General features: G+C 44.0%; 16 protein-coding genes. All 16 read left to right on the top strand.

Annotated elements, in window-relative coordinates; all coding sequences use genetic code 11:
- The first annotated feature begins 16 nt into the window (after nucleotides 1-16).
- The gene (locus M3197_RS11555) at nucleotides 17-1,672 is read left to right on the top strand and encodes a GspE/PulE family protein (RefSeq protein ID WP_251661733.1); all 1,656 of its coding nucleotides are present in this window, start codon (nucleotides 17-19) and stop codon (nucleotides 1,670-1,672) included.
- A gap of 15 nt (nucleotides 1,673-1,687) precedes the next feature.
- Nucleotides 1,688-2,725 carry a type IV pilus twitching motility protein PilT gene (locus M3197_RS11560; protein ID WP_251661921.1) on the top strand — a complete coding sequence of 346 codons (1,038 nt, stop codon included), beginning with the start codon at nucleotides 1,688-1,690 and terminating at the stop codon, nucleotides 2,723-2,725.
- Nucleotides 2,726-2,727: 2 nt separating this feature from the next.
- A complete protein-coding gene (locus M3197_RS11565) occupies nucleotides 2,728-3,939 on the top strand; it encodes a type II secretion system F family protein (RefSeq protein ID WP_251661734.1) in 1,212 nt (403 codons plus the stop codon).
- A 120-nt stretch (nucleotides 3,940-4,059) separates the two neighbouring features.
- Nucleotides 4,060-4,509 (top strand): type II secretion system protein, encoded by a 450-nt coding sequence (locus M3197_RS11570; protein ID WP_251661735.1) that lies wholly within the window; start codon nucleotides 4,060-4,062, stop codon nucleotides 4,507-4,509.
- Between the two features lie 26 nt (nucleotides 4,510-4,535).
- Nucleotides 4,536-5,513, top strand: a complete 978-nt coding sequence (gene pilM / locus M3197_RS11575) for a type IV pilus biogenesis protein PilM (RefSeq protein ID WP_251661736.1) — start codon at nucleotides 4,536-4,538, stop codon at nucleotides 5,511-5,513.
- Nucleotides 5,497-6,207 carry a hypothetical protein gene (locus M3197_RS11580; RefSeq protein WP_251661737.1) on the top strand — a complete coding sequence of 237 codons (711 nt, stop codon included), beginning with the start codon at nucleotides 5,497-5,499 and terminating at the stop codon, nucleotides 6,205-6,207. The genes pilM and M3197_RS11580 overlap by 17 nt, the downstream gene beginning before the upstream one ends.
- Complete coding sequence (locus tag M3197_RS11585) at nucleotides 6,191-6,889, top strand: hypothetical protein (protein WP_251661738.1); 699 nt, start codon at nucleotides 6,191-6,193, stop codon at nucleotides 6,887-6,889. Before M3197_RS11580 ends, M3197_RS11585 begins: the two co-directional genes overlap by 17 nt.
- Nucleotides 6,886-7,641: a prepilin peptidase gene (locus tag M3197_RS11590; RefSeq protein ID WP_251661739.1), complete on the top strand. Its 756-nt coding sequence runs from the start codon at nucleotides 6,886-6,888 to the stop codon at nucleotides 7,639-7,641. Before M3197_RS11585 ends, M3197_RS11590 begins: the two co-directional genes overlap by 4 nt.
- 88 nt (nucleotides 7,642-7,729) lie before the next feature.
- Nucleotides 7,730-8,407 (top strand): hypothetical protein, encoded by a 678-nt coding sequence (locus tag M3197_RS11595; RefSeq protein WP_251661740.1) that lies wholly within the window; start codon nucleotides 7,730-7,732, stop codon nucleotides 8,405-8,407.
- 96 nt (nucleotides 8,408-8,503) lie between these two features.
- Entirely contained in the window at nucleotides 8,504-9,106 is a 603-nt protein-coding gene (locus tag M3197_RS11600; RefSeq protein WP_251661741.1) for a Maf family protein, read from the top strand.
- Entirely contained in the window at nucleotides 9,106-9,804 is a 699-nt protein-coding gene (gene radC, locus M3197_RS11605; RefSeq protein ID WP_251661742.1) for a RadC family protein, read from the top strand. The genes M3197_RS11600 and radC overlap by 1 nt, the downstream gene beginning before the upstream one ends.
- A gap of 89 nt (nucleotides 9,805-9,893) precedes the next feature.
- Nucleotides 9,894-10,910 carry a rod shape-determining protein gene (locus tag M3197_RS11610; RefSeq protein ID WP_285851327.1) on the top strand — a complete coding sequence of 339 codons (1,017 nt, stop codon included), beginning with the start codon at nucleotides 9,894-9,896 and terminating at the stop codon, nucleotides 10,908-10,910.
- Between the two features lie 19 nt (nucleotides 10,911-10,929).
- Nucleotides 10,930-11,823 carry a rod shape-determining protein MreC gene (mreC, locus tag M3197_RS11615; protein ID WP_251661744.1) on the top strand — a complete coding sequence of 298 codons (894 nt, stop codon included), beginning with the start codon at nucleotides 10,930-10,932 and terminating at the stop codon, nucleotides 11,821-11,823.
- The gene (gene mreD, locus M3197_RS11620) at nucleotides 11,820-12,341 is read left to right on the top strand and encodes a rod shape-determining protein MreD (RefSeq protein ID WP_251661745.1); all 522 of its coding nucleotides are present in this window, start codon (nucleotides 11,820-11,822) and stop codon (nucleotides 12,339-12,341) included. The genes mreC and mreD overlap by 4 nt, the downstream gene beginning before the upstream one ends.
- Nucleotides 12,342-12,367: 26 nt before the next feature.
- The gene (locus M3197_RS11625; RefSeq protein WP_251661746.1) at nucleotides 12,368-13,039 is read left to right on the top strand and encodes a septum site-determining protein MinC; all 672 of its coding nucleotides are present in this window, start codon (nucleotides 12,368-12,370) and stop codon (nucleotides 13,037-13,039) included.
- A gap of 1 nt (nucleotide 13,040) precedes the next feature.
- The gene (gene minD / locus M3197_RS11630; RefSeq protein WP_251661747.1) at nucleotides 13,041-13,838 is read left to right on the top strand and encodes a septum site-determining protein MinD; all 798 of its coding nucleotides are present in this window, start codon (nucleotides 13,041-13,043) and stop codon (nucleotides 13,836-13,838) included.
- The last annotated feature ends 135 nt before the right edge of the window (nucleotides 13,839-13,973 follow it).

Raw genomic sequence — 13,973 nt, forward strand, 5'->3', positions numbered from 1 at the left:
TGGAGGGGGATTTTCAATGGCAGCACCAAGAAAACGGTTAGGGGATTTATTGGTTGAGTCTGGATTGATTACAGATGCTCAGCTTGACATGGCATTAGCGGAAAAGCCTAGGGACCAGCGTCTCGGTGATGCATTGCTAGCGCGAGGCTACATTACAGAACAACAACTTATTGAAGTGTTGGAATTTCAACTTGGAATTCCTCATATCAACTTGTTCCGTTATCCGTTTGATCCGAAATTGTTTAATATTGTACCTAAGGATTTTGCTAAGCGAAACTTACTTGTTCCATTAAAAGCGGACGGCGATCGGTTATTTGTTGCGATGAGTGATCCGATGGACTATTTGACGATTGAGGATCTGCGCTTGTCGACTGGATTTCATATTGAAACAGCAATCGCTTCTAAAGATGATATTTTACGGACGATTTCTAAATATTACGAAGACGAATCATTCGAAGATATTTTCATCGATCAACCAGAAGAAACGAAACAACAGGAAGAACTGACGGATCTCGATTCACCGGTTGTTCGATTGGTGAACCAGTTGATGGTGTCTGCTGTTGCTCAAAAAGCGAGCGATATCCATTTAGATCCCCAAGAAAACGAACTCGTAATCCGCTACCGATTAGACGGTTTGTTGAAAACGGAACGAGTCCTACCGAAGCACATGCAAGGGATGTTAACGGCTAGGATTAAGATTCTTGCTAATCTGGATATTACCGAACAGCGTTTGCCTCAAGATGGACGTATTAAGACGACCATCGATTTTCGTCCAATTGACTTACGGGTGTCAACATTACCGACTATTTTCGGCGAAAAAATTGTGATGCGGATTTTAGATTTGAGTAGTTCACTTAGTGACTTAAAAAAACTAGGCTTCAATCCACTCAACTTGGAACGCTTTTTGGCGGAAATTAAACGGCCGAACGGCATCGTTTTGATTTCTGGACCAACGGGATCTGGTAAGTCCTCGACGTTGTATGCGGCTCTCAACAAATTGAATAGCGAAGAAGTCAATATTATTACAGTTGAAGATCCCGTCGAGTACCAGCTTTCGGGTGTCAATCAAATTCAAGTAAATCAAAATGTAGGACTGACCTTCGCGACAGGTCTAAGGTCAATTTTGCGTCAAGATCCTGATATTGTCATGGTCGGGGAAATACGAGATCGGGATACTGTTGAAATTGCCATTCGTGCTTCATTAACAGGACACCTAGTTCTCAGTACAATACACACGAACGATTCTGTAGCTTCTATTACTCGATTACTCGATATGGGTGTAGAACCATTTCTTGTGACCGCGTCACTCAACGCAGTAGTTGCGCAACGGCTTATTCGAAAAGTGTGCAGAGACTGCGGGCAGAGGATGCCAGCGTCTACTCGCGAGCATGAGATTTTTGCAAAACGCGGATTGACGATTGAGGAAATTAACCGTGGGTCAGGGTGTGCAGCTTGTAACATGACCGGCTATCGAGGACGTGTTGCGATTCACGAAGTGTTGCTGATCGATGATGCGATGCGAGAATTGATTAACAGTCATTCGACGCCTGCTAAAATGCGTGAAGCTGCGGTCAACAGTGGAACAATCTTTTTAATCGATGATGGACTGGATAAAGTGAAACAAGGACTGACAACGACGGAAGAAGTACTCCGTGTGGCGTTGCCTGAATAAGGAGGAGATATCATGATGAAACAACAGATCGATGATTTACTGAAGAAGGCGGTTGAACTTCATGCTTCTGACATTCACATGACGATTGGCTCTCCACCGGTTCTACGTATTCACGGTGATTTGAAGCGTTTTGGAAGTGAAAACTTAGACGAGCAGTTTACGATGGGGGTTGCTGAAGCGACGGTCCCTGATAAATTGTTTACTGCGTTTAAGGAGCAAGGTCAGATTGACTATTCGTATGAAGTTCCAAATGTCGCTCGATTCCGAGTCAATGCGTTTCAACAGCGTGGGGTTATGTCTCTAGCGTTTCGTACAATACCGACAGCCATCCCGACAATTGAGTCTCTACAAATGCCAGGGATTTTAAAATCTCTGGCAGACACAAAACAAGGATTGATCCTTGTAACTGGACCGACGGGATCGGGTAAGTCCACAACGTTAGCGTCGATGATTGATTATTTGAATCAGACTTCAAGGAAGCACATTTTGACACTGGAAGACCCGATCGAGTATATGCATAGTCATGGTTCGAGCATCATCGATCAACGGGAAGTCGGTTTTGACACAGATTCATTCGCAGATGGTTTACGGGCTGCATTGCGTCAAGATCCTGATGTCATTTTAGTTGGGGAAATGCGAGATTTGGAGACGATTTCAACTGCGATTACTGCTGCTGAAACTGGACACCTTGTTCTTGCCACGCTCCATACGTGGAGTGCTGCATCGACTATCGACCGGATCATCGACGTGTTCCCACATGGTCAACAAGCTCAAATTCGCGTTCAGCTTGCAGGAGTGTTGACAGCGGTTTTATCTCAAAGATTGTTGCCGACTAAAGATCGTTCAGGTAGACGTGCTGCGACGGAACTAATGATAAAAAATGCAGCCATCGCCAATTTAATTCGCTCGGAGAAAGTACATCAGATCCCCAACGTCATTCAAACAAATCGGGCCATGGGGATGCACATGATGAATGCATCTGTTAAAGAGTTATTGGATGGTGGAATCATTAGTTATGATACCGCTGAGCCTTACTTGCAGGAGGAATCATAATTGTGGCTCGTTTTAAATATGATGGACGAGACGCGAAGTCTGTCCGATCAGGCGTCGTAGTCGCTGATAATAAAAGAGAGGCTGCGTTGAAATTAAAACGCGAAGGAATTCGTGTGAAAAATTTAACGGAGCAGGCGGAAACTACGCTAACAAAAGAGATTCATATCGGAAAACCAGTGAAACGCCAGCACTTCATTATGTTTTTGCGTCAGTTTTCTACACTCCTTCGTGCTGGGGTGACGATCGTTGAGGCAATCCGAATTTTGGCGCTACAAGTGGAAGGGAAACAGTTCAAAAAGATTTTAACGGAAGTCAACGAAGACTTACGGACTGGTGGAGCGTTGTCGGATTCATTTGCAAAACATCCGAAGGCGTTTGAACCACTTGTGGTGAATATGATTAAGGCAGGTGAGCTATCAGGTACATTAGATGACGCACTGGATCGGCTTGCGATTCACTATGAAAAAGCATATAAGACACGTCAAAAAGTGTTGTCCGCACTTTCATATCCTGTTGTAGTGGGAATTGTAGCGGTCGGAGTTGTCATTTTCTTACTGACATTCGTCGTCCCGATGTTCGTGGATCTGTTCGCCAGTGTAGGTGGAGAATTACCGTTGCTCACACGCTTTGTTATGAGCGCTAGTGATTTTGCCTTGTCTTATTGGTATGTGATTGTTATGACCATTGTGGCGGTTGCAATTGCGTTTTATCTAATCCGGAATAACCCAGCAGGAAAGATGATGTTGGATACGATTTTACTTCGACTACCGATATTCGGAGACATTGTGAAGAAATCAGTTCTGGCTACGTTAACTCGCACGCTTAGTTCGCTATTTTCGAGTTCAGTACCGATTCTGCAATCGATTTCGATGACTGAAAAAGTAATTGAAAATGAAGTCGTTAAGAAAGTACTCGTAAAGTCTCGGGAATCATTGGAACGTGGCGGTTCACTTACCGAGCCTATGGAAGGTCACTGGGCGTTTCCGCCTCTTATTCCGCACATGATCGCAATTGGTGAACAAACAGGCTCTTTGGATGCCATGCTTGCGAAAGTCGCGGATTTCTATGAAAGTGAAGTCGATGCTTCTACTGAAAGATTGAAGGCACTCATCGAGCCACTAATGATTGTACTGCTGGCAGGACTAGTCGGGACTATTGTCCTCGCAATTTTATTGCCGATGTTCAGTCTATTTAACGAGATAGATAATTTGTAACAAGTAAATCTTAACGTCCGTTAAATTTTCATAAATTACTAGAAAAATAGTTCCACACAACCAGAACTTTTGGTATACTGACAGTATGTTGAAAAGCACGTACACTAAGGAGGAGAACAAATGAAAAAGTTTTTACAGAAGAAGTTGAAAAATGAAAAAGGCTTGACACTTGTCGAGCTACTCGCAGTTATTGTTATTTTGGGTATTATTGCAGCGATCGCTGTGCCGTCGATTGGGAATATTATTGAGAATTCAAGACAAAAAGCAATTCTTGCGGATGCTTCAAATGCAATGGAAGCAGCAAATTTATACTTTGTTGAGAATCCTGAAAAGTCAACTGTGGACCTTGCTGAACTTAAAAAGGGATTTTTAGATTCTGCTGGCAGTTTGCTCACAGTAACTGTCACTCAATCTACTGAAACTACGTCAAATGGAACAACAACAAAAACTCCAATGAAAATTGTGTTTACTGCAAAAACTGGTAAAACAACCGCTTCTGTTACAACAGGAATTACTAAGGATCAACTTAAAGATAAATCCAATGTAACTTTTAATAAAGAAACAACATAACTGATTAACTTTTAAGGAGCCAACCCATGCCATTTCCATTCTCCCGCCCAAAGCGGCCCATCTCACTTACAATTGAAGAAGACGCCGTTCGCTACGTAAAACTAAAAGCGGGAGAACCGTTAACAGTGGAAGAAGCCGTAGAAATCCCACTACTCGCTAACACTGTCCATGACGGGAGAGTGGTCGATTCCGCTGGGTTGGCAACTGTGCTCGATGGGCTTGCGAAGGAATGGGGCATTGCGAAACGCAGTGTCCAGTTTCTTGCGCCCGATACATATGTAATGATCCGGAAAGTGCCTTACCCGGAAGATGTGATGGAAGACGAATTAAAAGGGCACTTTTTCATAGAAATCGGGTCGTCGATCTATTTGCCGTTCGATGATCCGGTTTTTGACGTTGTGCCATACTTGCCGAATGAAGATGCCCATGAAGCGATTTTGATTGCCTCCAAAGAAAGTGTCCTCACTGGATACGAAACGGCGTTAACGGATGCTAAATTCGAACCTCTCGTGGCTGATATTGCGCCACTTGCACTTTACCGTTTGGCCCATGAACAGCATCACTTTACAGGGGACGAGCATGTCCTCCTTGCTGATCTTACGGCGGGGAAGCTTGTCGTTTCAATTTTTCATCAACATTATCCGCAGTTTATGCGTCCTGTGGATTTAGAAAATGCTACGGACCTCGATGTTTCGGCAACTGAGCTGTCGACAGACTCTCAAATTTTGTCTCCTCGAGCAATTGTTCAGGAGCTTGAAAAACTCGTCAACTTCTATCGCTACAATATGTGGAATGGCGGCGCGACGATTACCCATTTACTTATAAATGGGGAGTACGCGGAGTTGGATGAATTGCTGTTGCAAGTAACAGATCGTTTAAATGTAGTCGCGGGACCTTTGTTGTCAGAACCACTTACATTTACGGATGGCGGGATAGTTCCTGCGTCGTTCAATCGGACGATCGGATTGGCGCTGAAAGAGGTGCACCATGCTAGTAGACATTAATCTATTGCCAGAAAAGGAGAAGGAGCACTCTGTCCTCCTTTACGTCGCGCTTGCGGTTCTCGGCGCAGCGCTTCTTTTTTGGCTAATTTTCTTTTTACTCACTCGTAGTATCACCTCGGACACTGGGCGTTTGGACAACCAATTAGTGAAACTTCAAGTGAAGCAATCTGAATTGACAGAGCGGTTGAACCGATCTGATACTGCCCAATCGCATGACCAGCTTGCTACAAGTGTTCAATGGGTTGAAGACTATCGTTATGAAACAGCTCCATTGTTGGAAGACTTGGTCGCACAACTTCCGAAACGTGGTTTTTTTCGATCATTTGCATTTGCAGCACCTCACCAAGCGACTGTGGAAATCCAATTTGATGATAAAACGGAAGCTGCATACTATTTAACTCGTATATTGTCTTCTGAATTTGTTGAGACTGCTTCGATTGAATCGATTGAAGCGGAAGAAATCGATCAGGAAGAGGGCGTCGATAACAATTGGTTGCCACGGTACCTTGCGACGTATACGATTTTCTTTACGGATGGACGCCAACTAATTGATGGAGCTGCGCCACCAGTTCCAGGTGATTCTGCGGAAAATAGTGAATCTTCATCTGAAGAAACCGCTCCACCGTCAGAAAGCACAGATGACAGTGAATCACCTGTTCCGGAAGAGGAGGGATCTGATGCGGAGTCTAACTAAACGTCAAAAAGACATTGCCCTTCTTGTACTAGCGGTTATTTTCTTTGTATTGCTCGTCAGTTATAGCTGGTTCCAGCTCTATGCACCTGCAAAAGAAGAAAATACAGGGGTGGTTAATTCACTCGTAGATCAGCGAGAAGTGATCTTCGAGTTGCAACGACAAGTAGCTGCAAAACCGATTGAACAGTCGAACAGTTCCCGTCCGTTGCAACGGAAAGTCCCGGTTCTCCCGCTTGAGGATTTGCTGCTTGTCCAACTAGAAAAAGCTGAAGTGAAATCGAAGGCATTAATTAACAATGTGACGTTTGTTCAAGATGAACTCAATGAGGTACCAATAGAATCTTCTGACCAGCTGGATGCCGGGACAGAAAATCCTGCACTTGCCCTTAAACAATTGACAATTGACGTTGAACTCACTGCGTCTTCTTATGAAGAGGTTGATAAATTCATTCGTGAAGTGGAAGCTACGGAACGTATCTTTGTCGTACAATCTATCGAATTGGATACGCCTGAAGAGATTCGGGAAGCAGCAGCCGAAAAAGAGCCAATTGAACTAACCGTTTCATTCCATGCGTTCTATCGTCCTGATCTCCAAGAACTAATTCCTGAAGTCCCGAAACTGGACGCACCAATGCCAGCGGGGAAAGAAGACCCCACAACTCGATTAGGTGAAGACGAATGACGGACATCTGGACAGGCTTTTTCTTCATTTACGGACTTGTATTTGGTTCATTTTATAACGTAGTCGGGTTACGAGTGCCCAAAAAGGAATCGATCATATCACCACCGTCTCATTGTACAGTTTGCGATAGACGTCTGACTGCTATCGATTTGATTCCTGTATTTTCTTATGTATTTTTACGTGGAAAATGCCGAGGGTGCGGAACGAAAATTAGTGTAATATACCCGTTAATGGAGCTCGTTACCGGTGTTTTATTTGCTCTCTCATTCTATTATTTAGGGTTTTCGATTGAACTCGCAGTCGCACTTCTTTTCATCTCAATGCTCGTCATCATTACAGTGTCAGACATCGCATACATGTTGATTCCAAATAAAATTTTGTTGCCCTTTGGTATCGCAATCGCTCTTCTGCGCATGGTTAGCCCGGTTGACACGTGGTGGGATAGTTTTCTAGGCGCAACAGTCGGTTTCCTGGTACTCTTGCTGATCGCTATCGTGTCGAAAGGTGGCATGGGAGGTGGCGATATTAAGCTATTTTTCGTCATCGGACTTGCGCTTGGAACAAAGCTGACGTTGTTTACTTTGTTTCTTGCGGCTTTAATTGGTTCAATTGTTGGGATTATCCACCTTCGTAGTACACGGCAAGGTAGGAAAACACCTATTCCTTTTGGACCTTCCATCGCTGCGGCTGCTGTCATCAGTTACTTTTACGGAAACTCACTTGTCGGATGGTATCTGTCGCTGTTAACTTAAGTCGAACAATTTTCTTGAACAAGACGACACCAGTCTTGTTCTTTTTCATGTCCGGTTTGGTACGGTTAATGAAACTGGGGGGATTGTTATGAACTTCAAGAAAAAGTATACAAAAATGACAATTATGTTGGCACTCGGACAAGGCGTGCTGCTTGGAATTGCGGCAGTGGCCATTGTCGGATTCATCCTTTTAAAAACAGAAAAACCTGAAAGTGCTGCTTCACCTAATGTTAACGTTAATGTTCCAGCGAGTGGACCTGCGTCCGAGAAGGCGACTGATAAAAAAGGGGAAACTAAGCCTGACACTGCAGCTGCGGGAGCTCCAATCCCTATGTATGCGAAACAACATGGGGTGTTTTCATCTAAAGCGTCTGCAACTTCGTTTATAGCGGATGAAAACTTAGCAAAAGCTGCAGCAGTTCAAGCCAATGGGCAATTTTATGTATGGAGTGCATTGGGATTATCTGAAATGGATGCAGATCCTGCTGGAGAAGAGGGTGTGTTCCGTAAACAAGTGAACGTCTCTCCGCTCGCATGCGATAGTGGAGAAGGGGAATTATTGAGGAGTGTGTTAGGTGCTACTAAAATTTCTGAAATTCAGGATTTGGTCACTTCACGTAAACAGAGTGTCGGTGAAGGGAAAAAAGATACGTTTGCGAGTAATATCACCGCCATCACTGCATTTACGGACGATATTAATGTCATCAAAATGCATGTGTTAGCGCATTACTCCGAGACAGGTAAGTGTGTCAAACTTGAATTTTAATCGCTAAAAAGGTACCAAAGTCATATTGTCCTGTTTTCTACACAATTTTCTTCTGAATCACATTGTCGTATGATGTGGCAAAGGGGGCGTTTACGAATGTTTTTTGAAACCAATGAAACCATTATTTTAGCTTCTGCTTCACCACGAAGAAAAGAGTTACTAGCAAGATTAGGGCTTCCGTTTACAATACACGCGAGCAACGCGGATGAACGTCCGATAGAAAATGGTGAAAAGCCGGAAACTTATGCGCGAGCTCTGTCGTCTATTAAGGCGTCCGCTATATACGAAGACCATCCTGGGACTCTAGTGATTGGAGCCGATACGGTGGTCGCGTTAGACGGAAAGGTGTTCCCGAAGCCAAAATCCGCTGTTCAAGCGGTGGAGTTTTTACAAGAGCTGTCGGGACAAACTCATAGTGTCATAACCGGCGTCACACTCTTAAGTGATGGTGCGGTCACCAGTTTTTCATCCAGTACCGAAGTGACATTTCGGGAATTAGATCACGCACTTATTCAAGCATATGCAGCAACTGGTGACCCATTAGACAAAGCAGGTGGCTACGGCATTCAAACAGCGGGCGGTTTGCTCGTCTCAGAAATTACTGGCGATTACGATAACGTCGTAGGTCTACCGATTTCAGAACTTGCGGATGCATTGCGTTCAAGAGGTTTGATCTGGTTGAAAGGAGACGAGCACTGATGCCGGCGGATTATAAAGATGCGCTCATGATTCGTGATATCCATTTCGCAGACAGACCTCGCGAGCGGATGACTCGCCAAGGGGCTTCCAGCTTGTCGAACCAGGAACTTGTAGCGATTTTACTTCGGACAGGTTCGCGTGAAGAATCCGTGCTCGTTCTTGCAAATAAGCTCTTGTCTGAATTTGATAAAATCCAAGATTTACGGGATGTTACGATTGAAGAGTTGACCGCCGTGAAAGGTGTGGGAGACGCTAAAGCGGTTCAAATCTTGGCGGCTGCTGAACTCGGTAAACGAATCTATTCAGTTGCGCAAGACGGACGCTATGCCATTAAATCACCTGAAGATGCTGCGGCCTACTTAATGACGGATATGTCGAAATTGACGCAAGAACATTTTGTTGTGCTATTCCTGAATGTAAAAAATGAAGTGTTGCACAAACAAACTATTTTCATAGGCAGTTTGAATTCTTCCATTGTGCATCCAAGGGAAATTTTTAGGGAAGCTGTGAAACGCTCTGCTGCGTCTCTCGTCGTTGCGCATAATCATCCTTCAGGCAATGCAACGCCGTCTCCTGAAGACATTGAAGTGACGAAACGACTTGCAGAAGCGGGAGACCTAATGGGTATCGATCTTTTGGATCATATTATCATTGGAGACCAGCGCTTTATCTCACTTAAAGAAAAGGGATACATGTGACACTGTGAATTTGTTCGCCTTTCCGTTATACTATGGTGTATGCTTTTAAGAAGCCTCATAAAACGGTACTGCAGAAAGGAAGAACGAATTTGTTTGGACTAGGAGCGAGAGATGTCGGGATTGACCTCGGCACCGCCAATACGTTGGTATTCATCAAAGGAAAAGGAATTGTTCTACGGGAACCATCCGTAGTTGCGAAAAATACGATGACTAGTGAAATCGTGGCTGTAGGTAGTGCTGCGAAAAATATGATCGGCCGTACGCCAGGTTCGATCGTTGCAACACGCCCAATGAAAGATGGAGTGATTGCTGATTTCGATATTACAACAGCAATGATCGAGCACTACATGAAAGAAGCGACAAAAGCTTCCGGTGGCGCATGGAAAAAACCGAACGTCATGGTTTGTGTACCATACGGAATTACTTCAGTTGAACAGCGTGCAGTCATTGACGCAGCACGTCAAGCTGGAGCAAAAGATGCCTACACGATTGAAGAGCCTTTTGCTGCTGCAATTGGTGCCAATCTACCTGTTTGGGAACCTACTGGTAGTATGGTTGTCGATATTGGTGGAGGAACGACAGAAGTTGCGGTAATTTCCCTTGGAGGAATCGTAACGAGTGAGTCGATTCGTGTCGGTGGTGATACGATGGATACAGCTATTATTAGCTATATTCGTAAAACGTATAACTTAACAATCGGGGAACGTACAGCTGAAGCAATTAAAATCGAGATTGGCTCTGCTAGCGTGCTAGAGACATCTGAGAAGATGGAGATTCGTGGACGCGACTTGTTGACAGGTTTGCCGAAAACACTCGAAATCTCTCAAGATGAAATTGTCGAAGCGTTGCGGGAATCATTGTTACAAATTGTCGATGGTGTCAAAAAGACATTGGAAACAACACCTCCAGAATTGTCTGCTGACGTGATGGAGCGCGGAATCGTCTTAACTGGCGGTGGTGCGCTATTACGTAATTTGGACAAAGTTATTTCTGATGAAACGAATATGCCTGTGTTCATTGCTGAAGATCCATTGGATTGTGTAGCAATTGGAACAGGTAAAGCACTTGATAATTTTGACGTTATAAAAAAAATGCAAGCGAAATAATTGAGGGAGGATATCGGCAATGCCGCGATTTTTTTCGAACAAACGATTGATTTTACTGCTCGTGGGCGTAATTGTTCTGGTAGCATTGATAGCTTTTTCTCTTAAAGACCGGCAAAGCGCCAACCTCCCTGAAAAGATGGTGAAGGATGTCGTCGGTTTTGGACAATCTCTATTTTCCAAGCCGGCACATTCCATTACCGGTTTTTTCGATGACATTGATGGAATTTTGAATACATATGAAGAAAACAAGACATTGAAGGCTCGTCTGACCGAATATGCTTCAACTGAAGTGGAATTAGCAGATATTAAAGAAGAGAATGAGCGTTTACGTAAGATTATCGATAAAAAAGATGATTTGCGAGCGTATGATCCTATTCAAGCAACTGTCATTTCACGGAATCCCGATCAATGGGAAGAGAAAATCATCGTCGATAAAGGTGAAAATCAGGGTGTGAAACTCAACATGGCTGTAATGACTGCAAATGGGCTTGTCGGAAAAGTCGTCCTTGTGACGAAGTTTAAGTCCACTGTCGAATTGTTGTCGACCGAAAACCAGAATTTCCGTGTATCTGCAATGATTCCCGGGGAGAAAGATATTTTTGGTCTGATGGAAGGATACGATCCTGAACGTGGCGAATTGATTATGAAACGGATCGATTCCGGTTTTGAAGTGAAAGTGGGTCAAAAAGTAATGTCTTCAGGGCTTGGCGGGATTTTTCCGAAGGGTCTTTTAATTGGAGAAGTCACTGAGGTTTCGACGGATGATTATGGTCTCACGAAGTTGGCCTATGTGCGTCCGGCTGCTGAATTCTCAATGCTCGATCATGTCATGATTGCAAAAAGACAGTCTGCAACTGTAAAAGGGACAGATGACCCTGGAACGTCGGCAACGGAGGGGGAGGATGGATCATGACTCGGTTCATCATCCCTCTTATTGCTGTCGTTCTGTTTTTTCTGGAGCCGGTTTTCAGTTTGTTTTCACCAATCGAACTGGGCGACGTTCGTTATACACTCGTTCCGAGATTTGTCATTGTTTACTTAGTATTCATCGCTTCCTATTATGATCTTCGCAAGGCGGTTCTCTATGGTTTATCCTTTGGCCTCTTGTATGATATGTATCACATTGATATTATTGGGATATATACGTTTCTCTATCCGCTAATTTGTTTCTTAGCTTTTGTGATCATCCGTCAAGTTCATCGGTCTACCGGGACTGTTATGCTCTTGTCTCTGTTTATGGTCGTGTTGCTAGAAATGATGTCATATTTGTTCGCTAGTCTGATTGCCCTTACGTCAATCAATTTTGAAGTGTTTATGACAGCGAGACTCGTACCGACAGTGATCGCTAACGTGATATTCATAATCTTGTTTGGATGGTTGTTCAAAAACCTGATCTACAAACGAGTCGTAGAGAAGCAAGCCGGTATGTAATTTTCGCATAGGGCGGGGTGACGCAAGTGTCGAAACAGCAAGTCGTAACGATTAAAGGTACTAAAGATGGACTCATCCTGCGGTTGGACGATCAATGCGCTTATTCAGATCTATTGGAAGAGTTAGGCAAGAAAGCGCAGGATCCTGGTCTAGAAGGCGCTGTAGAGGTGCAAATCCATACAGGCTCACGCTATTGTAGTGACCAGGCAGCAAAAGAAATTATTCAGATTGTCCAGTCTGCTGGGCATTTACGTGTTTCAAAGATTCAAAGCGATGTAATTACGATGGAAGAATGCAATCGTCGCGTACAAGAACAACAGTCCGAGACGTATATCGGTATTGTCCGTTCTGGTCAGGAAGTACGTGCCAAAGGGGATCTCGTTGTCATTGGTGATGTTAATCCAAACGGACATGTCTCTGCGGCAGGAAGCATTTATATACTTGGTAGGTTGAAAGGGAAAGCGCATGCAGGAAATGCTGGCAACCGTGAAGCGGTTATTGCAGCTTCATGGTTGGAAGCGACACACCTCATGATTGCGGACCAAATGGAAACAATGACGGACGAGCTCGCAATTTTGTCTGAGCATCCTGAAATGGAATGCGCGTACTTGCATACGAATGGGTTTATCGCTATTGACCGTTTGCAGGATCTACGACTTTTGCGGCCTGGTTTGTCAACATTTAAAGGGGGGAGCTAATGTGGGAGAAGCAATTGTTATAACATCTGGGAAAGGCGGAGTCGGGAAAACGACTTCGTCGGCAAACCTCGGTACTGCATTGGCCCTTCAAGGTAAGAAAGTTTGTCTAGTCGATACAGATATTGGATTGAGAAATTTAGACGTCATTCTTGGCCTTGAGAATCGTATTATTTACGATTTAGTGGATGTCATTGAAGGTCGCTGTCGAATTCAGCAAGCGCTCGTAAAGGACAAGCGGTTCGAGGATCGTTTGTTCTTACTACCAGCTGCACAGACGACCGATAAAAATGCAGTCACTCCAGAACAGATGAAAGACTTGATCACTGAGTTAAAACGGGACTATGATTATATTTTGATTGATTGTCCTGCAGGTATTGAGCAAGGTTACAAGAACGCAATAGCAGGAGCAGATCGTGCGATTGTCGTGACAACACCGGAAATTTCAGCAGTGCGGGATGCGGACCGGATAATTGGTTTGCTTGAGGCAGAAGAGATTGAGCCTCCAAAACTCATTATTAACCGGATTAGAAGAAATCTCATTAATTCGGGAGATACGCTTGACGTGAATGATATTACTTCACATCTGTCGATTGATTTGCTAGGTATCGTGCTAGATGATGAAAACGTCATTTCGTCTTCCAACAAAGGGGAGCCAGTTGTCATGGATCCGAATAATCCAGCTGCGCTAGGTTATCGTAACATTGCTCGAAGAATACTCGGTGAATCTGTTCCGCTCATGTCAGTGGATACCGGTAAACCAGGATTTTTTGGTAAGTTGAAATCACTATTTTCAAAATGAAATCCAAAGTCCTCTGTACCTAATTGGTGCAGAGGACTTTTTTATGCAATTTTATAGGTTTGAGATTTTTCCGTTTTGCATACAAAAGAGGAGTGGTCCCGACTATTCAGGTGTCATGGTTCATATACTGAAAAA

It is taken from the genome of Sporosarcina aquimarina (genome assembly GCF_023715615.1).
Taxonomy (GTDB): domain Bacteria; phylum Bacillota; class Bacilli; order Bacillales_A; family Planococcaceae; genus Sporosarcina; species Sporosarcina aquimarina_A.